Consider the following 21,398-nt stretch of genomic DNA (forward strand, 5'->3'; position numbering starts at 1 on the left):
TTAAAGCGGTAATGCCGCTCTATTTCCACCCAAAGTACCGCTCACTTCGATTTAAAGCGGCAAGGCCGCTCTATTTCCACCCAAAATGCCGCTCACGTCGATTTAAAGCGGCAAGGCCGCTCTATTTCCACCCAAAGTGCCGTTCACGTCGATTTAAAGCGGCAAGACCGCTCTATTTCCACCCAAAGTGCCGTTCACTTCGATTTAAAGCGGTAATGCCGCTCTATTTCCACCCAAAGTACCGCTCACTTCGATTTAAAGCGGCAAGGCCGCTCTATTTCCACCCAAAATGCCGCTCACGTCGATTTAAAGCGGCAAGGCCGCTCTATTTTTTGCCCCGTTGGACGAATCAACCCAATCCGGCGTTCTGGACCGCTCTCATGTACTCTTCCGGAGATTTCCCGAGGATCGATTTGAAGGCTTTAATGAAATGAGCCTGATCATAATAGCCCATATCCAAAGAAAGCTTCAACCAATCGACGACCTCCCCTTTCTCTATCTTCTCGGCCACCTCGTGAAGCCGATAACGTTGGATCACGCCCTTAGGGCTGACGCCGATGTAACGGTCGAATAGCCGTTGCAATGTTCTCGCGCTCTTGCCGTAACGAGCTGCCAACTGTTCGACCCTGAGGATTTCAGGCTCCGCTACGAGAACAGCCACCATCTCATTCAGGAGTCCGACGTTATCATCCCGCTCCGGAAGCCGTTCCAAGAAGAACCGATCGATCCGTCCAACCTGGCCGGCCACATCCTGCGTGCCAAGTACTTCGTCTTCCAGAGACAAAGCATCTTCCCCGAATGCCTCTCGCAAAACAATCGACCGATTAGTAAGCGTAGATAGAGGACTCTTCCAGATGGGATAGAATCCCGCGGGGTTAAATTTAATGGCAATTACTCTGCCTTGGTCCTGGAGTACTTGCGTGGACGTTTTCTCCCAGATTCCGTACACCCGCGTATTACCAGGCTCGAAGACGAGATTCACGTTAGGATGGGACAGAACGGCTTGTCGATAAGGCTCCTGTCCCCTTAAATCCCATTCCGACACCCAATAATGCTGAATGTAGAGTTTAAGCTCTGCGGCGGGTTCGTACCGGGATAGCTTAAACTTCGATTTTCCGGCATCCGCCTGCAAAATCCCCTTGGTTGAATGGTCGGCTATCGGATCCATGAATTCGGTCACCCTCCCGCTTACGGCTTGTCGCATTTTTACAATACTTTCCTGTATCGTTATTCTATCATAAGAGTGATCACCAACCGAGTTGAAAGGGGACCTATTCATGGAACTGAAATTCGTATTGTATGTTGGGGCATCGCCGGAAAAAATATGGGAAACTCTGACCCAACCCGAAGGGACTAAAGCCACCTTCTTCGGCAGCGTCATCCGTTCGTCTTTCGAGGAAGGAAGCTCATACGAATACGTCGGACCGGGCGTAGATGGGGATGAAACGATACACACCTACGGCAAGATCCTTACCTTCGAACCTAATAAAGTATTTAGCTGCTTGGAGCATCCCGGACCGTCCTATAGACCGAACCATGCAGAGCTTACGACCCGAATCACGATCACTCTGGAGCCGGTAGGAGAAACAAACACCACGAAGATGACGCTGGTCAATGACCAGTGGACGGAAAACCACCCTTCGTTTGAGACTACGGCGGAGAACTGGCCGATGATCTTGAGCAACATTAAGACTTTCGCGGAGACGGGCAAGACGCTCGACTTCGGCTGGTAAGAACGGAATAGCTAGTAACCGAAAGCCCCGTCAGACGACGAGGGCTTTTTTAGTGGGGTTTGCTCATTAACTTCCAAATCGAAAAAAGAAGGAATACTGCGGTTTTCCTCGAATTCTGGATAAGCAAGCAATATCCCCCAAGAATGGACTTGATCCTTTGAGCGAACTGGCGACCCCACGAAAACGAATTCGACCCGAGATTATCATTGTCAGCTTGCTGCTGCTTCTCCCCATTAGCGTTGCGGTCGTTTTCTTTCTCCCGCGATACTATGTTTTTACCGCACCCGGCGAGATCGTTTCCGTTCAAGAGCTAGGCGTCGATGGCAGCGTGAATTTCACCTACGTTCGCGAAGGGTTTACCAAGAACCTATATGAACGATGGAGCACCAAACAAGCGTTTCCAGATGCGGAGTTCGTATCCGCGGACGCATCGGTCGAAAAAGACTTTTCCGACATGCAGGACATGGGCGAGGATTATCGCGACGAAACGATTCGCAATGCGATAACTTCCGCTGATGACGAAGTAGGATCAGATACCGATACGGAAGAGCCCGCCGGCGAATTCGAACAAAGGCTTGAAGCTCTTATCGAGGAATCCACGGATTATTACGGCGATTCTCTGGGGCTAATGCTAGCTATCGGCCTGGTCGAAGAGGCTAATCAAGAGGACTTTTCCGCAAATGGACATTACGTCATCGCGGGAACGGGAACGATTGAAGCGGATCACACCGTGGGCTCCGTCGGCTCGATCCGAGACAAGCTAAGGACTGCGGAGCAGTTCGGAGCGGACTATTTTCTCGTGCCTAAGGATAAGGAGCGCTTCTATTATGAAGGTCTGAGCAACGAGGAAGAGGCCTCTTTAGTGGCAGAAGAGCTTGGATTGACGCTTCAAGTGGTACCCGTGGACACTTTGGACGATGCGCTGGATTTTCTAAGAACAATGAACCCCTAAAATAGAGGAGAGTCACCTTTAATGAAGCTTAAATCGGAAATGTTATCCAACGTTCTCACCATCATGCTGTGGGTGCTGGTCGCCAGCTCCGCCATCACCTTTCTATGCACGATTGTCTATGTTATTGATGTAGATTTATACATTGACTATGCTTACTCCCTGGACGGAATTGTGGACATCATGTCCCGCGTACTCTATATCAGCATTATTGTTCTTTATCTAATCTGGATCTACCGCGTGCATATGGATCTAAACACCATCATGCCTAATTATCCTCGTTCGCCAGGCATGGCGCTCGTATGCAATATGGTGCCTTTATTCAACTTCTACGGCTTGCCTTCCACCTATAGCAAAATGGGTAAATCCTTAATCACCATCTCCGCGGCCCGGAAGCAAGGCTACAATTTACAGGGGCTAGCGATTTATCTGATCATCTTTCTGCTGGTCTCGAACGGACTTAACAGGGCTGTCCTGAATGCGGGTACCGAGGCGAGCTCGACTCTTCTGATTCTGTCCGGCGCGGCGAATATCGTTATCTATTCCATCTACCTGACTTTGTGCATTCAGGTTACCCGCGGGTTGCGGAACGCCCAGATCAAAGAGACGCCAGCGACTCCAATCCCGGACAAGCCCGATTGGGTTTCTTCCGGCTTCACTAACGAAATAAAAGGATGAACTCGCATGCCTGCCGCATTGCTTACATTGACGCTCTTTTTATCCGTGATGTGCATGATGAGCATTGTGCCTATTATAGCCGCTATGTTTAACGGCACAATCTACTCCCTACGCCTAAGCATCCGTTCCACCTGGTAGGTGTCCCAGCAATTCGCGCCAGTTAACGATACGAGGAATTCCTAGATGTTTATTGTACGGATTATCCTTGGCATACAACTGCAACTCCAATTCGGTTAGCGTATCCAGCACCGCCGGCTTGTCGTCGAAATAATAATCCAAGCCAAGTGTCCGAATGATATGTACCTTCTCCAAATCCCCCATCCCGCAGTAAAATCGTCCATCCTGTACAGGGAACCCGGCTAACTCCAGCGCCTCCTTCGTTTTCTCGCAATGCTCAGCCGATCGCGCAGTGACGTAATAGATCTCATGTCCCTGTCTAACAAGCTCCTGAAGCACCTCTACCGCATCCGGAAAAGGGGGCGCCGAGAAGTAAATCTCGTCCCTGTGGCTTTTCCACATCTCTCGCCCTTCCTCCACCGTTAACCCGAAAGCCTCATGGACGGAGATCGTCGTCAAGGCATGGAAAACCTCTATGCCGATTTGTTTGTTCAGCTTCGTGTTATAAATTCGGAAGGCATGCTCCCGCAAGTTAAGCAAAGTATCGTCGATATCGAATCCGAATTTCATCCGCTTGCTCCTTTTTCACCGCGCTATTTCAATGGATATCCCTTAAGTAGTCGTTTTGTCATATATTCAGAGCCTCCGCCCTATTATGCGCAGGAGCCTCAGTCGCTACCTAACAATTCGGGAAATTCCTCTAATCCGTATTGGATGACAAATTCGTTCAGCTCGGCTACGATGTCGGCGTTCGATGCTTTGTACAGCGTTTCGTCGATTCTTATATAGCCGGTACTTGCATATTCTAATTCCTTTTCTTTCGATAACTGCAAAATAAAGCTCTGCCCCACGGTATCAGGACGCTCAACTTCTTTATAGTTCATGGATTTGAGAGATCGGATGACATGGCTAATGGACTTTCCATCGTCCATAATGATCTGGCTGCCATCGCCGTATTTGACCAGAATATCTTCCGTAACTTCTTCAATTGAGTCATTCACGATAATGCCCGTAGTATCGTCTTTGTTCTTGTTACATGCCATAAGCAGCGAAGCAAGGACAATGATCAGGATGAAAATCGTCGATTTTCTCATTGAATCCTCTCCTTCAACCGTTATACCTCTCCCCAGAACACTTCCGTTACATAATCGAAATTCACTTTACCTTCTAGCTCGTTCTGATCAAAGAGCTCCCTTAATGCCGTCATCATGGGCTCGTAGTGGGGATGTCCCGGTTGCGGGCTGTACGAAGAGGATATAAGCCGGCCGCTAAGGCTCTCGAAATCAAACACTTGGCGAATGGAAAATCGAGCCTCCCGGAGCCCATCCTTCTTGAAGAAGGAGATTAGCATCTCGCGCGAAATATTCCGATGATTCACTTTGCCATAATCCGTTCCTAATTCGTGCAGCAACCGCTCGTATCCTTCTAGAAACGGAGTTCCGCTCGTTAATCGCGTATTCCAGATCAGTACGGCTTTCCCGCCCGGTCTAAGTACGCGTTGGAATTCAGCCTTCGCCGCTGCCTGATCGAACCAATGGAATGCTTGCGCGCAGACTATAAAATCATAAGAGCTAGCCGGAAGCCCCGTCTCCTCCGCAGATCCGGGTACTGCGCGGAAATCGGGATTATCCTTGGAAGCCGCCAAGGCAGCTTCCCTCATCTCTTCGTTAGGTTCCACGGCCGTCACCCGAGCCCCTCGCTCCAACAGCAAGCGCGAGAAAATTCCGGTTCCCGCTCCGATATCCAGCACCTCGGATTGCGGTTTCAAACCGACAACGTCGACTAAATAATCGATCGCTTCCCGCGGGTAACTAGGCCGATATTTCTTATACGTCTCCACTCGGCTAGAAAATCTTTCTTTGCTATTCATCGCGAGCCACTCTCCATTCTATGAACTCCAGGCGATTGCCGAACGGATCTTTTAGAAAAAATCGTTCGCATTCTTCGATTTCTCTCGCATCGTCTTCAATAATGGAAACGCGATTCCGGACTAAATGTTGCCGTAGTAATCGGATATTCCGAACCTCGAATGCAGGATGAGCTTTCGTAGCCGGCGCGAAGTCCTTCTGAACGCCGATATGCACTTGATGCGCGCCGCATTGAAACCAGACTCCTCCGCGCGGTCTTAAGCTCTCCGGCTTAGGAATTTCCTCCCAACCCAATAGCTTGCCAAAGAACGAGCGGGCATCCGGTTCGCAGCCTTCGGGAGCAGCTAATTGGACGTGATCGATCCCGATAAACGCATAAGTCATGGCGCATTGCCTCCTTTAATGCTGTTTCACTCTGTGAGACGTTGTTTCATTATTTAAGAATATAATAATACAACGTCTTCATTAAATCCATATGGCCTAAGATAAGCAAGACGCTTCGCTTTTTGATAGAATGGAAGCACGAGTCACAGAGCGGAGGGCGCGATTTTGGATTACATTATTCTCGATATCGAATTTAACGGACGTAAATTTGCCAGCGACCTGCCGATGGAAGTCATTGAAATCGGAGCCGTGAGACTGAATTCATCTCTGGAGCAGACCGATGAGTTCTCGTCGCTGATCAAGCCGGTCTATTTCTCCAAGCTTAACGCGTTCATCAAGAAGAAAACGGGAATCCCCCAGGAAGAGATCGATATTGCCGAGGGCTTTCGCAAAGTTATTGCCGATTTCACCGAATGGCTTAATCTCAGCGAAGAGTTCTTACTGGTCACTTGGGGCGGCGAGGATTTGAAGCGGATCGTGTTCGATACCAGGATGCACAAGCTTGACGATGCATACTGGATGGCGGCTCCTTATTTCGACCTGCTGAAGGGATTCCTGCGCTACAAGAACGTCACGAACGACGTCAGCGTAGAAGCCGCTCTTCTTGACCTGAATATCTCCGCTGAGGGATCTGCCCACCGGGCACTTGACGATGCGCGTATGACGTCCGAGGTTTTCCGAAAGATATATCGCGAATTGGATCTGGAGCTTATGCAATATTACAAAGACCAATTCTCCAACTCCAAGGAACGCAGATTGATCAAAAACGCGGTTCGCGGGATGCTCGCCCAGAAGAAAATGCAGGAATGGGAAACGTTCGTGGAAAGCTATTTGGCGGAAAAAGTCGATCTAACAGATGAAAGAAAGCGCGCGGAGCTTCAGGAGTATTATGCATTAGAGCTGGAGAAGAAAGCGCCGCCGATTAGGACAGAGAAATAGATTCGGCAAAGTAAATCGCCCCTGTGCGGTTTACTTGTAAGTGATTTAACTTAAGCTGAAACGGTCATTTTGACCACCTCACAAGCTCATGAACTAACTTCACATTTTGAGACGGTCACTTTGACCGTCTTGACTCCCAAACTCGGTATGGATGTTTTGATTCGTACACTGAAACGGTCATTTTGACCACCTCACACGTACACTCAGCCAATATTGCATTTGAAACTGTCATTTTGACCGTCTGGACTATGAAACGTTCATCCCGCGTTGATTCAATGCGGCCTGCTTCGTCATTGTCTTGTTCTCTGCAAATTGACATCTATTTTTTAGATATAAGAGCCTTCCAATAGTTCCATGCCTTCAAGTAACCCTCTAGATCATGCGGATGGTGCTGAATACAGATACTGATTCGACAATATAGCTGAAAAACGACCTCTTCGATCAATCTCGATCTATCGACCTGCTCGTGTCGGAACAAGGCGTATGCCTCGAACAAGGTTTCGACAGTCAGATCGTCCGGGGAAGAGCAGAAAGCGTACGTAAAATCATAGAGGACAGGACCCGCCATAGGCGACGGGTCGATGACGCCCTTCAGTTTATTCCCATGGAATACGAAGTTATGGACGCCCATATCCCCATGCAGCAGATACCGTCCATCGCTCTCATCAACTTGCGATATTTTCTCGATTAGCGACTTCATGGTCTCGTAATTATCGGCTGGTAAACGGCTGCCGATATTTTCCCGTGCGCCTTCGAGGCTTCGCTCATTAAACTCGCGCCAAGAATGGACCGGCCATTCCAGCCTGCCCCAACCGTCCGTTTCTTGATAGATGACATAACGATTGAGGAGCTCCGTAACCAATAGCGATAGCCAGTCTATTTTCGAGCCCCGATTATGGTGGGTTTCTCCTGTAATGTAGCTGTAGACGATAAAGGTTTTATCAGGCGCGAAGTATAGAAGCTTAGGAAATAAAGCGGAATCCCGGTATGTCGCAAGCAAATTTTCAACCACTACAAGATTATCCGTCCTCTCGCGCTTTAGCACGTATCTTGGCTCGCCGTCTGACCAGATGGTATAAACAAGCCCTTCCGTAGTTCCATTCCGGTTATTCACGATCTGATCCGCGTTACCTATGATGCGTCTTGCACTCAGCTCATTAACGATGACATTAACATCCGTTTGATTTAACAACTTCTTCCCCCCATGCCGGCCCCTATCGGAAATCCGGGCTCTGTGTCTTTACTGCGGCTATCTGATCAGGAGGGCGCCATCCCCGCTGCAGCTCGCCTATAGAATAACCGAAATCCATCTGCAGATGCGGATAATCTCGGAAGTTTACCCAATCTCCTCCCCAGGAGAAGCCTAATTGCTTCGCTATGGTCACGACTTCCAGCCAGTCCGACTTGCCGTTGCGGTTTCCGTCGTACTCCAAATCCCAAAGTACCTTGCCTCCGGGAGCGCCAAGCGCAAAATCGATGGCCAGGCCGTAGTTGTGGTAGGATTGCCCGCCTTCGACTTGGGTCACGATTGCCCCTTCGTCGCTGCGGCCTTTGCGATAAAGGGCGTTCTGCTCTTCCGTACTGCGAAAGTCATCGGTGATGACGACATGGATTCCGACGTTCTCGCTCAGCGCAACAAGTTCATCCTTCTTCGCAGCGACGACCGGATGCAGTCGCGTCACCTCGGGAACTTCGCGGAACCATTCAATAGGTACTAGTCTCTCTAGCACTGGAACATTTGCCAATAAGAACACCATGACCGCCGTTGCGGCTAGCCCTAGCCATAATCCTCTACTTCTTCTCTGTCTTAACGATCTGTTCTGGGAACGAACGACGATGGCTTCTTGGTTCGAAACGTTCATATCTGCTTCTTAGCCCTTGCCTTTCCTCTCCATGACGGAGATTCAGTCTATGACTCTCTTAATAGAGTGTCCAATTCCGATATATTTATAATCCTCCTGAGCAGTTGGTTGTGTCAACGGAAACTGTTGCCTGACGTCGTTGTTTACCTTTTCAGTCAGTGTTAGGGCTCTTTTGTTGCTCCCAGGACGCTATTCGCGCTTGGTGGACGGAGTTAGCAAAGTTTCTTTATCTCCGCTCGATTCGCGCGTGGTGGACGGAGTTAGCAAACTTTCTTTACTATCTCCGCTCGATTCGACTGCGACGGGTGGAGTTAGCAAAGTTTCTTTACTATCTCGGCTCGATTCGACTGCGACGGGTGGAGTAGCAAAGTTTCTTTACTTTCTCGGCTCGACTCGCGTTTGATGAACGGAGTTGGTTACAATTTCGTTACTTCCTCTTAGCTTTGTAAACTTTCACTCTGCTCGACCGGTCACTTAAAGTTTCCGTTTTAGGTTAAAAATCGTTATTATAGAAATAATGTCCGCATTAGGACGCAGAAAACAGCATCGAGCTAAGAAAGGAAATTTCATATCATGATTATCAAACCAAGAACACGCGGGTTTATCTGCACAACCGCGCATCCTCAAGGCTGCGCCCGACAGGTGCAAGAGCAAATCGACTACGTGAAGGAACAACTGGCTATCAATGGTCCTCGCAACGTGCTTGTCATAGGAGCATCCGCCGGATACGGCTTGGCTTCGCGAATTGTGGCGGCGTTCGGCGCAGGCGCCAATACCGTCGGTATCTATCGGCAAGGCGAGCGAGGCGGCGGACGTCCGGCATCCGCAGGCTGGTATAATTCCGCAGCCTTTGAAATCGCGGCGCAGCAGGCCGGTCTAAAGTCGTATAGCGTAACCGGGGACGCGTTCACGGACGAGACGAAGCAGAAAGCGATCGAACTGATCCGCAAGGAACTGGGGCAAGTCGATCTGGTCGTATATAGCGTCGCATCCGCGCGCCGGACGAATCCGCGCACGGGCGAGACATCGAATTCCGTGCTTAAGCCGATCGGCAAGCCTTACACGAATAAAACCGTCAACTTCCACGACGGCGTCGTCAGCGAGATTACGATCGAGCCTGCGACGGAAGACGAAATCCGTGAGACGGTCGACGTCATGGGCGGCGAAGATTGGCAAATGTGGATCGACGCCTTGCGGGAGGGCGGCGTGCTCTCCGACGTTGCGACGACGATTGCCTATTCCTATATCGGATCGCAAATTACCCAGGATATCTACCGCGAAGGAACGATCGGCCAAGCCAAGGATCATCTGGAAGCTACGGCCAAGCGGTTGAACGAACAACTCGGCGCTACCGGGGGACGTGCTTTCGTAACGGTCAGTAAGGCGCTAGTCACGCAATCCAGCTCCGCCATTCCGGTCGTGCCTCTCTATATTTCCGCCTTGTACAAGGTCATGAAGGAAAAAGGAATCCACGAAGGCTGCATCGAGCAAACTTATCGCTTGTTTGCCGGTCGCCTGTACTCCCCGGAAGGCGTTCCGGTCGACGAGGAAGGCCGTATCCGTATCGACGATTGGGAAATGCGGGAAGACGTACAGGAGGAAGTCGCGAAGATTTGGGCGGCCCTTACGACGGAAAATATCGGGCAGTTGACTGATCTCGAAGGTTATCGCCGCGAATTCTTCCAGCTGTTCGGTTTCGAAACGGACGGCGTCGACTACGAGGCCGACGTGGATCCGAACGTAAGCATTCCGAATTTGATTTAACGAATTTCTACTCTGCATCGAAGTTAAACCGTCAGATTATCCTGGCGGTTTTGCTATTATTAATCTAATTGGACTTAAGGAGGCTTTATATCATGAAAATCGCGCAAGGCATCGAGATGCTGGAGTTGGCCCCAAAATCCGGAGGAGCTTATTATCACCCGACGGTCCTCTACGATGACGAATCCGTCGTATTAATAGATACGGGGTTGCCGGGCTATTACGATTTCGTGATGGAGCTCATTCGAAATGCCGGCCTGCCGACGGACAAATTAAACGCAATCGTGCTTACCCACCAAGATATCGATCATATCGGGAGCTTGCCGCCGTTTCTTGCCGATAATGGTAAAAGGCTAGACATCTATGCCCATGTAGAGGATAAGCCCTATATCGAAGGGGAGATCCCGTTGATCAAGGTGCCCGAGGAACGGTTGAATATGATCCTCGGACAGCTCTCGCCGGAAGAGGCCGAGCAATACCGGTCGGTCTTCTCGGCCGTGACGCCTCCGAACGTCAACTGCACGTTGAATGGCGGAGAAAAGCTTCCCTTCGGAGGAGGCACGAACGTCATCTACACGCCAGGCCATACTCCGGGTCACATTTGCTTGTACCATCAGCCAAGCAAAACCTTAATCGCGGGCGACGCGATGATCGTGCATGAAGGTAAGCTCATGGGGCCGAATCCCGGTTTCACTCTGGATATGAATCTTGAGCATCGTTCTCTTGGCAAATTAGCCAGTTACGATATCGATAATATCATTTGTTATCATGGCGGCCTATTCAACGACCGCGCTAACGAACGAATCGCGGAATTGGCCGCGCAAGCGACCTGATGCAGCTATCCGCCCCTACAAACAGAACTTATCAAATGTGTATCACTTTGCTAATAGCGCTGGTATCCGGCTATCTGTTCACGCTTGTCCATATGCCCATTCCATGGCTTCTCGGACCTATGCTCGGGGTTTGCCTCGTCTCCAGGGGGATGAAGACCGTCAAGCTTTACTGGCCCGGCTATTTCCGGAACATCGGGCTTATCATCGTCGGTTACGCTATCGGATTGTCGTTCACGCTCGACACGCTAAAGGAAATCGTTCATCAGCTGCCCTCCATGGTCTTGCTGACTCTGCTGCTGTTGCTTCTCTGTTCGCTCACCGCTTACGGGTTGTCCAGGCTGGCGGGAATTTCTTTCCCGACCGCGCTAACGGGCAGTATTCCCGGCGGGCTTACCCAGATGGTCGCGCTCGCCGAAGAAACGAAGGGAATCGATATGACGGTCGTCACCTTCTTGCAGGTTTCCAGGCTTATGATGATCGTCGTATTCGTGCCTCTTATTATTTTCAGCCCGCTTATGGGTTCAGATCGCTCCGATGTCATATTATCGCCAATCGCAGCGGCTTCCGCTAGCTGGAGCGAACTCTTTCCCGATATCATTCCCTATGCCATCCTATGCACGGGTATGGCTCTTCTCGGCAAAAAGCTGCATTTCCCGACGACCTTCTTACTAGCGCCGTTGATCGTTGCTGCCATTCTTCATTTATCCGGCTTGCATGGACCTGCGCTGCCGAATTCCATCATCGGTGCGGCTCAGCTAATGATCGGATGTTATGTCGGCCTTCTGCTCAAACCCGAGACTTTGCCGAACAAGTTCCGGATCGTTACGCTTGCCCTCATTAGCGGCGTTATTCTCATCGTCGGCGCATGCGGGCTAAGTTACCTCATGACCAAGCTGCATCCAGTCACCGCCGCTACTTCCTTGCTGAGTCTTGCCCCTGGCGGGATGGATCAGATGGGCATCATCGCGCACGAAATCAACGCCAATGTATCGATCGTCACCAGTTACCAGATATTTCGCACTTTTTTCATCTTTTTCGCCGTTCCTCCGTTGCTCCGAATACTCTTCGGAAGGCTTGCGAGAATGAGACGAACAGTCGATGAATAAGAAACTATTGGAAACGGGGGGGATAAAGCAATGCCGTCAAATGTACAAAATAGCCTTGAACGAATCGTACGAGAGTTGGGCGTTAATGACATTGTTGCATTGCTCGGCGAACGAATACCCAGCACCGATTTAAATACTCTGCTGCTTGAGGTATTTAGGGAAAAAGCAAATAAATCGTCAGCTAGCGACTTGCTTAAAAGATACGCAGGAAACCGATTCGTACATCCCGCGACGGTTGATCCTATTCAGCTAAAGCAGCTAGAATTAGACGTTCTTAGGATCGCGAAAAGCCATTCAGCTATTCCGGTTCAGCTATCCCCCGTAGCTCCTCTTGGTTCTTGTTCGGTCGTAGCCACAGTGGACCAGAATAAAATCGTATCCGCAATCAGGGGAACGGAAGTGGTGTCGGACGCAACCAACCTCTTAGCTTTGCATATATGCGATTTGATAAAGTCACGGAAAAGCGGCAACCGAGATGATTTTATCCGGCTGTCTGCGACTCATAGACATGTTAGGGCTCAACATTTCGGAAACGCACCCGGAATGCTCCCGCATTTTAGTTTATTCTGTATGGTTACTTCTGGCGTAGATCAAGGTTCTTATCTTTTTGAAAAGCAAGCTTTTTGGGAGCATATCAAGGTTATCAGGACATAATCCGTTCTTTGTTCGGGTCGGAAATCGCGGTTGTCCTTAGCGGTCGTGACGGCTATAAGGACTCAGACGGGTTGTTGCAAAGAATCGTACAGTATGGGGAAGAGCTTTCAATTAATGTGGACCTATCCATAAAGGAGCCCAATAAAGAAAATCATTACTATAAGGGTTTTCAATATACTGTCGTTACGACGATTAACGGACAGGAACTTCCTATCGGCGATGGCGGATTCGTCGATTGGACTCAACAACTCCTAGGAAATAAGAGGGAACGGCTTATGATTAGCGCTATCGGTTTAGATAGACTAATCGCTCAGATGCCTGCTGTCGATGTAAGTGCACAAGATACACCTAGTTCCAAGCAAAACGGCTAAATAACGAATCTTAGTGTAAAAAGGGCATTAAGATTCGACGCGACATGCGATTTGGTTTGAAAGCAGCGAATCTAAGTGTAGTTTGTGCATGAACATCTCAATAACAGATGGATCTTGTTCATCTAGGTGTACTTTTTGCATTTAGTGCGGCCGGGGGACGAGTTGTCGTGAGGGTGGCTTCCGAGAACGATTAAATTTCATTCCCCCGAAGAAGCTCCAGCGCTATCCGCATTTTGTCGATATACTCGGGTTCGCCGCCCGTGCACATGAACCGAACCTTCCCGCTTCCTCTGCCCGCCACCCCATAACGGCTTAGCAATGCGGCTAAACGTCTCACGGTTCCGGCGTTGCCGTTCACGATCCGGATATGTGGAGGTAAAATTTCCTGCAGAATGTTCGTATAGAACGGGTAATGCGTGCAGCCGAGCACGATGATCCCATAATCATTCAGATCATAACCCGACAGCTTATCCCTAAAATAATCTTCCAAGACGCGCTTGTCGAATTGCAAGTTTTCGCAATATTGGACCAGCTCGGGCAAAGGCAGCGAATCGACGATGCCCCCTTCGTCCACGCGGGATACGAGAGCATAGTATTTAGACTGTTGCAGGGTTAAAGGCGTGGCGAAAACCAGCACTCTTTTCCCCGTTGCATGGTTCATCTCCACCGCGGGTTTAACGGCAGGCTCCATGCCGATGATCGGCAGAGAGTATAGCTCCCTCAGCTCGTTAACCGCTATGCTGGTTGCCGTATTGCAAGCCACGACCAAAGCTTCGATGCCCTCGCCCATCATTTGCTCCACGGCCTTGAGGATATAAGCTCTCACATCGTCTTGAGGCTTAGTCCCATAGGGAACATGAAGGGTGTCTGCCATATAGAGGTAGTCCTGCGCGGGGAGCCTACGGAGCGATTCCTCCAGAACCGTTAGCCCGCCAATTCCCGAATCAAAGAAACCGATTGTCATCTCTTATCTAGTCCTATTAACTGTAGTAGAAGATACCCCTAGCATATCGCGACAGGAGCTCTCAAGCAAGGTCAGACTCTTCCAAATGAAGAGCGAACGACGATCTATAAGTATGATACACTTGAAAAAAAGATAAATGCCGCTGCAGGCTGTGAGGAGATTCTACCGATGAGACTGGTATCCTGGAATGTTAACGGGTTAAGATCATGCGTCAGCAAAGGGTTTAACGATTATTTCCAACAAATCGATGCCGATATATTCTGCGTCCAAGAGACGAAGCTGCAGGAGGGACAAATCAACCTGGAGCTTGGCGAGGCGCACACGTTTTATTGGAATTACGCGGTGAAGAAGGGGTATTCGGGCACGGCCGTGATGACGAGAATCAAGCCGTTATCGGTAAGATACGGAATGGAGGAGGATCAAGAGCCCGAGGGTCGGATCCTGACGCTCGAGTTCGAAGCCTTCTATCTCGTGACCGTATACACTCCGAACGCCAAACGCGACTTATCCAGGTTAGAATACCGAATGGAATGGGAAGATCGGTTCCGCGCCTATCTTCAGGATTTGGACAAACTGAAGCCCGTTATCGTATGCGGGGATCTCAACGTAGCCCACCAAGAGATCGACATCAAGAACGCCAAGGGAAACCGCGGGGCGTCGGGTTTCACCAACGAGGAGCGCGAGAAAATGACGCTGTTGCTGGATGCGGGTTTCATCGATACGTTCCGGCACCTCTACCCTGATCGGGGAGACGTCTACTCGTGGTGGTCCAACATGCCCGGCGTCAGGGAGCGGAACGTCGGCTGGAGAATCGATTATTTTCTCGCCTCCGCGCGATTGGCTCCCTTCATTACCGATGCGAAAATCGATTGCGAGATTCGCGGAAGCGACCATTGTCCAGTCATTCTGGAACTGGAGCTTAGCTAAAGTCAGAGCTTTCATCCCCATACCATAGCTTACGGAATGCTTCGTTGGAGGCAAGCAGGCTTTCCGCCGTTCCTTCTGCTTCTATTCTACCGTCCCTCATCACGATAATATGGTCGGCTCGCGCCAGCGCGGCCTTCCGATGCGAGACCACTAGACATGTCGCTTCTCCCCTGTCGCCGAAGAGCCGGGTCCATAGCTTCTGCTCCGTCTCTACGTCAAGCGCGCTGGACAGATCGTCGAACACGTACAGCTCCGCATCTCGGACAAGCATGCGTGCCGCGGCCGTTCTCTGCGCTTGACCGCCCGACAGCTTGACGCCGCGAGGACCGATGACCGTGTCGAGTCCGTTCTGCAAATGCCCGACATCCTCATCCAGTACCGCGGTATGGAGCGCCCTGGAGAGTTGATCTGCTTGGTCCGGCTGGCCGAGCAGAATATTCTCGCGAAGCGTATCGCTGTAGAGCCTCGGGACTTGGGCGGTGTAAGCGCTCCGGGGAGGAACGAAGAAAGAACCCGCGTCCCGGACGACTTGGCCGTTCCAACGAATCGCTCCTTCGTCTTGGGGCAACAAGCCGAGCAGAGTCCGAACGAGCGTTGTTTTACCTGATCCGATCGGTCCCGTAACGACGGTGAAAGACCCTCTAGCCAGGCTTAGGTCAACGCCCTCGATGCCTCTTCCCGTTTCCGGATATCTATAAGTTAGTCCCTCCGCTTCGAGCCAATCCAGGCGATCGCTAACGCGTAAGTCATTTGTCTTTCCCCCGCCTGTTCTTTTATCTCCTAAATGCAACGAATTCGAAGCCGTTAACACGTGAGCCGGAGCGCCCTGAAGAATATTCGTCAAGCGAAGAAGCGCAACCGCCATCTGCTTGAAGAAGGTCAGGAACCTCCCGAAATTGGAGATGAACGTCGTAACGAAAGTTAGGTAGTAGACGAACAAGGAGAAATCGCCGACAGTGAACTCCCCTCCTCGCATTTTCTGCCCGGCTAGCAACAGGATAAGCCCCGTGCCCAAGTTAACCGTATTGGAGAACACCGAGTCGAGCACTTCGGTCATTAGTTTGTCCTTCACCATCATCTTGCGGCGGTTGTCGTTTAACTCCCTGAATCGCGCCGCCACTCGTTCCTCCGCGCCCGCGACTTGAATCGCCTGCACGCTGCCGAACATCTCGCTAATAGCTCCGGTAACCTTAGACGTCGATTCGCGGCTTGCCGCACGGTATTTCTGCAGCCGAGTCGTCGCAAGCTGCGCGGCAATGACGACAACGACGAGCGGCAAGAAAACAAGCACCGTCATCTGAGCATCGATTCGAACAAGGATGAAGCAGGATACGGCGGCAAAGCACGTCATGCCGAACACGTCGACGGACCAGCTAATTGCTTCTTCAGACTGGTCGACGTCATCGCGGAAGTGGCTAATCGCTTCTCCCGGAGAACAGGGGATTGCCCGAGCTCCGGGTTCTTTCAAGATGTGTTCTAGCAAATTCCGGCGAAGGAGCATGCCCATTCGGAATCGGAAGTTCACGTCCGTAATGAAACCAATATATATGCTCGCGCTTCTTGCCAATGCGAAGCCGAGAAGCAAGGCGATCAGCCCCCAGACTCCATACCCCATGGTAGATTGCCCTGCCAAGGAGTCGAAGAACTCTTTCGTTAGGAGCCCCGGTACGATCGGCATCAAATAGATTCCCGTCCATACGATGGCGTTAAGGATGTACCAAATCGGCCGATAACTTATCAACCGCCACATATAAGCGAAAGTACTCATGCCAACACCTCCTCAAGACCGGCAGATAACATCCGGCTGAAGCGAGATTCCGGATCGGCCGCCAGCTTCGTCCGTTGCCCGGCTTCCACGATCCTGCCTTGCTCCAGAATCACGATCTGATCCGCGCGCTCCACCGTAGCCAATCGATGCGCGATAATAATGCAGGAACGATTGGCAAGCAATCGATTTATCGCCTGCTCCATCCGGTACTCCGTGAGCGGGTCCAGGCGCGAGGAAGCCTCGTCGAGAATAACAAGGCCCGGGTCCGTAAGGAAAACCCTTGCGAAGGCAAGGAGCTGAGCTTCGCCCGCCGAAAGGCTTCCGCCCCCCGAAGCAAGCTGCGTGTCCAGCCCTGCCGGAAGCGATTCATACCAGCCTTTCAAGCCAAGCTCGTTCAACACTCGTACGATAGTTTCATTCGGTATGTTTTCATCGTAGAAGGTTAAGTTATCCCTTACGCTGCCTTGCAGAATTTCAATGTTCTGAGTAACGAGCCCTACCTTCGACCTTAGCTCGCTAAGCTTGCATTGCCGAATGTCCGTACCTCCGAGTTCTATGCCTCCCTGCTGCGGATCGTAGAAGCGAAGCAGCAGGCGAGCCAGCGTCGTCTTCCCGCTGCCTGTTCGTCCGAGCAATCCGAGCACCTCCCCCGGCTTTAACCGAAGATGGATGTCCGCGAGCGTCGGCTGATCGTCATAACCGAACGTCACGCCTCGGAATTCCACTGACAATGGCCCTGAAGGCAATTTTTCGCCCGGACCGTCCTCAATGTTAGAGCGAGTGCCTAGAAGCTCTCGAATTCTAACCAGGCTGGCATCCGCCTTCTGCAGATCCTCGATCTGAGTTCGGATCTTCTCGATGGGTTTGGCCAGCAGCTCCGTGTAATAGAAGATCAAATAGACCGTTCCTATGGTGATGCTGCCTTTGTTCCATAGATAGGCGCTGATCGCGAAGGCCATGGCATTCCCCAAGGCGAAAATAATGATCGTGGTAATCCACATCGACGCGAATCCAAGGAAAGCTTTCTTGCGGATCGGAAGCATCTTGCGCAGCAGGGAATAGAACCGGTTCATTACAAAGCCGGTAGCCCCGTTCGCCCGCGTATCCTCGGTCCCTTCCAGATGCTCGCCGATAAAGCCGTAGTACTCGGCGTTAATCTGTCTCCACCGGGTCCACACCGGCAACGCGAATTTACGAATCCATTGGATGATATACACCGCGACAATGACGAATACGAGCATGGCCGATCCGATAAGGACGTTCTCGCGAAAGAGTAGGATAATAATGCCCAGCATGAGCAGCAAATTGCCCGCCATATGTATGATAAAGCTAGAGAAGAAATTAGCCAGCGCGTTCACGTCGCCGTCCACCCGTTCGATGATCGAACCGGTCGTATTCGATTTGTGGAAGGACATATCAAGCCTGAGCCCATGCTCCGCTAAGTCCCCGCGCAACTGGTTCGTCGTGCGCCAGGCTAGATTCTCGCTCACATAGGCAGCAATGACGGATACGAGCTGCTGGAAAAGCGAGAAGCCGATGAACAACAACGCGGCGTAATAGAGCGGCGTCAGGGATTTGTTGGATTGCGCGGTATCGATAAAATAGCGAATGATTTGCGGATTGATTAGCTGCAGGCCGATGGATGCGAAAAGAAGCAACGCTAGCCCGATAAGCGTCTGCCTTTGCGGAAGCAAATACCGGCTCAGCATCGCGTAATAATGGCCGACGGAGTTCTTATTAGGCGTATTTTTCAACGTTCGCTCCCCCTATCCATAAGAAAAGCGATAACCGGCCCAATGCAGGGGTTATCGCCGTTTACACGTACTTTATCCGAATCGCCGGGAACCGTCAATCCACAAATTAATAGCTAGAATCGTACGAAACTCGGGGTCGCGGGACCGTTTAGCGCTGAGTTAGTAAACTTACTTTACTAATTCGGGGTCGCAGGACCGTTGAGCTCTGAGTTAGCAAACTTGCTTTACTAATTCGAGGTCGCAGGACCGTTGAGCTCTGAGTTAGCAAACATACTTCGCTAATTCGGGGTCGCAGGACCGTTGAGCTCTGAGTTAGTAAACTTGCTTTGCTAATTCGGGCTCGTTCGTCCGTTGAGGACGGAGTTAGCAAACTTACTTTGCTAATTCGGGTCATCCGAGTTTGAAAAGAATTTCGACAATTCTCTTGCTTATCTAAGGTATCTCCTATAGTATAAGAGATCTGTTCCTCAGAGAACGGATATCGTGCTCGTTAATATTGTCGCGGGGTGGAGCAGCCCGGTAGCTCGTCGGGCTCATAACCCGAAGGCCGCAGGTTCAAATCCTGCCCCCGCAACCAAAATGCATACGCAATCCCCGGCGCACTCGCCGGGGATTTTCTATTCATCGGCTACGCGGATAACGAGACGTCCGCGACCATGTCCGCGCTGACTGAGTTCATGAGCTTGCCTTGCTTCGCTCAAAGAGAAAATCTGCCCGACTTCCGCTTTCACATGGCCTTCGACAATCAGGTCGGCGATGTCCTCCAAATCTTTCCTCGAGGCAAGGCGTGCCGGCTTCAACGCTCTGACTCCCCATTCATCGGCTTTGTCCTGAGAAGGCTGCGCGACTAGGCTAACGAGAGTACCGCCCCGCTTCAAGACGGACCAGGATTTGTCCAGCGTTTCTCCCCCCATCATATCCAAGACGAAATCCATGTTGCCGACGACTTTTTCGAATGGAGTAGTCGCATAATCAATAACCTCGTCCGCGCCCAAGGAACATACGAAATTCTGGTTAGCTGTCCCGGACGTTCCGACGACATACGCCCCCTTCCATTTCGCGAACTGAACCGCGTACAATCCAACCCCACCTGCAGCGCCATGAATCAGAGCACGGTCGCCGGCTTTTAATTGCCCGTCATGGATGAGCGCCTGCCACGCGGTCGTCGCCCCTCCGGACAGCGTTGCCGCTTCGTCGAATCCTAGCAACTCGGGTTTGAGTGCGAGCGAATCAACGGATGCGGTCGTATACTCGGCATAAGTTCCGTTCGGGCTTCTGCCGAAGACGGCTTGCCCTTTGCGAAATGCTGATACTCCTGAGCCCACCGCTTCGACAATACCAGCCAGTGCGCTGCCCGGCGTGTACGGAAACTTGAGGGGCAAGGGAATCAAACCTTTACGTAGCTTCCAATCGATCGGCAGCACTCCCGCGGAAATCACGCGCACTAGCACTTCGCCAGTCTGAGGTTCCGGAATTGGAGTTCGTTCCAACTGCAATACATCGGGATCGCCGAATCGATGGTATCGGATTGCTCTCATCATTGTTTGAGCCATAGTGGAAACCTACCTTTCAACTAACTTACGAAAGATGAGCAATCAAGTACAATAATAACAAAAATTTTCATTTTCTAAAAAATCTTGGAGGGAGTTTGCTCTTAATTGATTGGATTTTGAATGGCATTAGCTTTTTTTAGCTTGATTCGAGCCTGGCCATCCCTTTGTTGAGGAGAGTTGAAATGAAGAAAAAAACCGAATAGGACTTGCAATTGTCTGATCTCAACGATCTAAAAGCTGGCAGCGGCTTATTTCCGAAAAAACGAAGGCTCTGCTGCTTCTAAACCGCTGGGAGCGGACTATCGGCCCAAAAAAAACCGGAAACCATCCGCTGCGACTGCGGAAGTTCCCTGTTTTGCCTTGTTTTGAATCAGTCCATCATAGTTTCTTGCCCAGCACGTGATCAAGCGGGATAAAGCCGATCACCCGGCTATCCTGGCTGTTGTTCCGATTGTCCCCCATGACGAAGATATGATCGTCCGGCACGACCCACTGCTCATCGGCAGATTCCGACATGACCTCGTTGAGATAAGGCTCGTCAAGCGGTACGCCGTTACGGTATACGCGATGATCCTTAAGCTCCAGCACGTCTCCCGGTTTCCCGATTACTCTCTTGATATAGAAGTTGCGGTTGCTCCGGTTTAGCAGCAGTTGAAATATCGGATTATCCAATACGTCGTCCCTGAAGCTGCGATCGCGGTCTACTCTGCTGTCTATGATAACGATGTCCCCGTAGTCCGGAAAATAGGAGAAGGTATGGGATAATTTCGACACGAATACCCTTTGGTTGTCGTGCAAGGTCGGGTCCATGGAATGTCCGTCTACCCGATAAGGTTGGATGAGGAATATCCCTATAACGAGCGAAATAACAAAAGCGATCGCTATCGAGCTTATCCAACCTCGGACTCTCTTTAATAGATTCATGCGACACGTCCTTCTGCGCTTTTTTCACATTTTATCATACGGGATCCGTTATAGACTTATTATAATTCAAGGCGAATTCCCGGGAAAGCCCGATGAACTCTTTCACCGCCGGCATGCAGTCTTTCATTAGATTCGGATAGGTTGCCTTTTCCTTCAAACTAACTGACTATTTTACACTTAGTTTTTTCCGATGATTGCGGAGGTGCTGGGTTGCGGGGGTGCTGCTAGCCTATGATTACGGGGTTGTGAGGGG

General features: G+C 50.8%; 21 protein-coding genes and 1 tRNA gene. 10 read left to right on the forward strand and 12 right to left on the reverse strand.

Features of this window, described 5'->3' with window-relative positions:
- Nucleotides 1-349: 349 nt before the first annotated feature.
- Nucleotides 350-1,168, reverse strand: coding sequence for a helix-turn-helix domain-containing protein (locus E2980_RS12370; RefSeq protein ID WP_135152489.1), 819 nt, complete (start codon nt 1,166-1,168; stop codon nt 350-352).
- Nucleotides 1,169-1,277: 109 nt separating this feature from the next.
- Between E2980_RS12370 and E2980_RS12375 the strand changes: the two genes are divergently transcribed.
- From E2980_RS12375 to E2980_RS12385, 3 genes are all read left to right on the forward strand, one after another.
- Nucleotides 1,278-1,733, forward strand: a complete 456-nt coding sequence (locus tag E2980_RS12375) for an SRPBCC domain-containing protein (RefSeq protein WP_135152490.1) — start codon at nt 1,278-1,280, stop codon at nt 1,731-1,733.
- Between the two features lie 157 nt (nt 1,734-1,890).
- Nucleotides 1,891-2,685: a hypothetical protein gene (locus tag E2980_RS12380; RefSeq protein ID WP_135152491.1), complete on the forward strand. Its 795-nt coding sequence runs from the start codon at nt 1,891-1,893 to the stop codon at nt 2,683-2,685.
- A gap of 21 nt (nt 2,686-2,706) precedes the next feature.
- Entirely contained in the window at nt 2,707-3,360 is a 654-nt protein-coding gene (locus tag E2980_RS12385; RefSeq protein WP_135152492.1) for a hypothetical protein, read from the forward strand.
- Nucleotides 3,361-3,474: 114 nt separating this feature from the next.
- Here E2980_RS12385 and E2980_RS12390 read toward each other — a convergent pair whose 3' ends face one another.
- From E2980_RS12390 to E2980_RS12405, 4 genes are all read right to left on the reverse strand, one after another.
- Nucleotides 3,475-4,047, reverse strand: a complete 573-nt coding sequence (locus E2980_RS12390; protein ID WP_135152493.1) for a 5' nucleotidase, NT5C type — start codon at nt 4,045-4,047, stop codon at nt 3,475-3,477.
- Nucleotides 4,048-4,145: 98 nt separating this feature from the next.
- Entirely contained in the window at nt 4,146-4,571 is a 426-nt protein-coding gene (locus tag E2980_RS12395; protein WP_135152494.1) for a hypothetical protein, read from the reverse strand.
- A 20-nt stretch (nt 4,572-4,591) separates the two neighbouring features.
- A complete protein-coding gene (locus E2980_RS12400) occupies nt 4,592-5,347 on the reverse strand; it encodes a class I SAM-dependent methyltransferase (RefSeq protein WP_135152495.1) in 756 nt (251 codons plus the stop codon).
- Nucleotides 5,340-5,729: a VOC family protein gene (locus E2980_RS12405; RefSeq protein WP_135152496.1), complete on the reverse strand. Its 390-nt coding sequence runs from the start codon at nt 5,727-5,729 to the stop codon at nt 5,340-5,342. Before E2980_RS12405 ends, E2980_RS12400 begins: the two co-directional genes overlap by 8 nt.
- 165 nt (nt 5,730-5,894) lie before the next feature.
- Between E2980_RS12405 and E2980_RS12410 the strand changes: the two genes are divergently transcribed.
- Entirely contained in the window at nt 5,895-6,668 is a 774-nt protein-coding gene (locus tag E2980_RS12410; protein WP_135152497.1) for a 3'-5' exonuclease, read from the forward strand.
- Nucleotides 6,669-6,987: 319 nt separating this feature from the next.
- Here E2980_RS12410 and E2980_RS12415 read toward each other — a convergent pair whose 3' ends face one another.
- Both E2980_RS12415 and E2980_RS12420 read right to left on the reverse strand, forming a co-directional pair.
- Nucleotides 6,988-7,860 (reverse strand): phosphotransferase, encoded by an 873-nt coding sequence (locus E2980_RS12415; protein ID WP_135152498.1) that lies wholly within the window; start codon nt 7,858-7,860, stop codon nt 6,988-6,990.
- Between the two features lie 22 nt (nt 7,861-7,882).
- Nucleotides 7,883-8,530: a M15 family metallopeptidase gene (locus E2980_RS12420; protein WP_205699967.1), complete on the reverse strand. Its 648-nt coding sequence runs from the start codon at nt 8,528-8,530 to the stop codon at nt 7,883-7,885.
- Between the two features lie 573 nt (nt 8,531-9,103).
- On the opposite strand from E2980_RS12420, the gene fabV reads away from it, so the two are divergent.
- The 4 genes from fabV to E2980_RS12440 all read left to right on the forward strand — a co-directional run bounded on the left by fabV (nt 9,104) and on the right by E2980_RS12440 (nt 13,255).
- Complete coding sequence (gene fabV / locus E2980_RS12425; RefSeq protein ID WP_135152499.1) at nt 9,104-10,294, forward strand: enoyl-ACP reductase FabV; 1,191 nt, start codon at nt 9,104-9,106, stop codon at nt 10,292-10,294.
- Nucleotides 10,295-10,386: 92 nt separating this feature from the next.
- Complete coding sequence (locus tag E2980_RS12430) at nt 10,387-11,124, forward strand: MBL fold metallo-hydrolase (RefSeq protein WP_135152500.1); 738 nt, start codon at nt 10,387-10,389, stop codon at nt 11,122-11,124.
- A 35-nt stretch (nt 11,125-11,159) separates the two neighbouring features.
- Nucleotides 11,160-12,230, forward strand: coding sequence for an AbrB family transcriptional regulator (locus tag E2980_RS12435; protein WP_240703010.1), 1,071 nt, complete (start codon nt 11,160-11,162; stop codon nt 12,228-12,230).
- 623 nt (nt 12,231-12,853) lie between these two features.
- Nucleotides 12,854-13,255: a hypothetical protein gene (locus E2980_RS12440; protein WP_135152502.1), complete on the forward strand. Its 402-nt coding sequence runs from the start codon at nt 12,854-12,856 to the stop codon at nt 13,253-13,255.
- A 190-nt stretch (nt 13,256-13,445) separates the two neighbouring features.
- On the opposite strand, the gene murI is transcribed toward E2980_RS12440, so the two are convergent.
- Nucleotides 13,446-14,219 carry a glutamate racemase gene (gene murI / locus E2980_RS12445; protein WP_135152503.1) on the reverse strand — a complete coding sequence of 258 codons (774 nt, stop codon included), beginning with the start codon at nt 14,217-14,219 and terminating at the stop codon, nt 13,446-13,448.
- 168 nt (nt 14,220-14,387) lie between these two features.
- On the opposite strand from murI, the gene E2980_RS12450 reads away from it, so the two are divergent.
- Entirely contained in the window at nt 14,388-15,146 is a 759-nt protein-coding gene (locus E2980_RS12450) for an exodeoxyribonuclease III (protein WP_135152504.1), read from the forward strand.
- Here E2980_RS12450 and E2980_RS12455 read toward each other — a convergent pair.
- Together E2980_RS12455 and E2980_RS12460 are read right to left on the reverse strand one after the other, a co-directional pair.
- Nucleotides 15,139-16,914: an ABC transporter ATP-binding protein gene (locus tag E2980_RS12455; RefSeq protein ID WP_135152505.1), complete on the reverse strand. Its 1,776-nt coding sequence runs from the start codon at nt 16,912-16,914 to the stop codon at nt 15,139-15,141. The two genes, E2980_RS12450 and E2980_RS12455, sit on opposite strands and share 8 nt — an antisense overlap.
- The gene (locus E2980_RS12460; protein WP_135152533.1) at nt 16,911-18,623 is read right to left on the reverse strand and encodes an ABC transporter ATP-binding protein; all 1,713 of its coding nucleotides are present in this window, start codon (nt 18,621-18,623) and stop codon (nt 16,911-16,913) included. The genes E2980_RS12455 and E2980_RS12460 overlap by 4 nt, the downstream gene beginning before the upstream one ends.
- Before the next feature lie 545 nt (nt 18,624-19,168).
- On the opposite strand from E2980_RS12460, the gene E2980_RS12465 reads away from it, so the two are divergent.
- Nucleotides 19,169-19,245: transfer RNA gene (locus E2980_RS12465), tRNA-Met, on the forward strand.
- A gap of 40 nt (nt 19,246-19,285) precedes the next feature.
- On the opposite strand, the gene E2980_RS12470 is transcribed toward E2980_RS12465, so the two are convergent.
- On the reverse strand, nt 19,286-20,221 hold the full coding sequence (locus E2980_RS12470) for an NADP-dependent oxidoreductase (protein WP_135152506.1): 936 nt from the start codon (nt 20,219-20,221) through the stop codon (nt 19,286-19,288).
- A 378-nt stretch (nt 20,222-20,599) separates the two neighbouring features.
- Entirely contained in the window at nt 20,600-21,145 is a 546-nt protein-coding gene (gene lepB, locus E2980_RS12475) for a signal peptidase I (protein ID WP_135152507.1), read from the reverse strand.
- Between the last annotated feature and the right edge of the window lie 253 nt (nt 21,146-21,398).

It is taken from the genome of Cohnella luojiensis, from assembly GCF_004564235.1.
GTDB classification, from domain to species: domain Bacteria; phylum Bacillota; class Bacilli; order Paenibacillales; family Paenibacillaceae; genus Cohnella; species Cohnella luojiensis.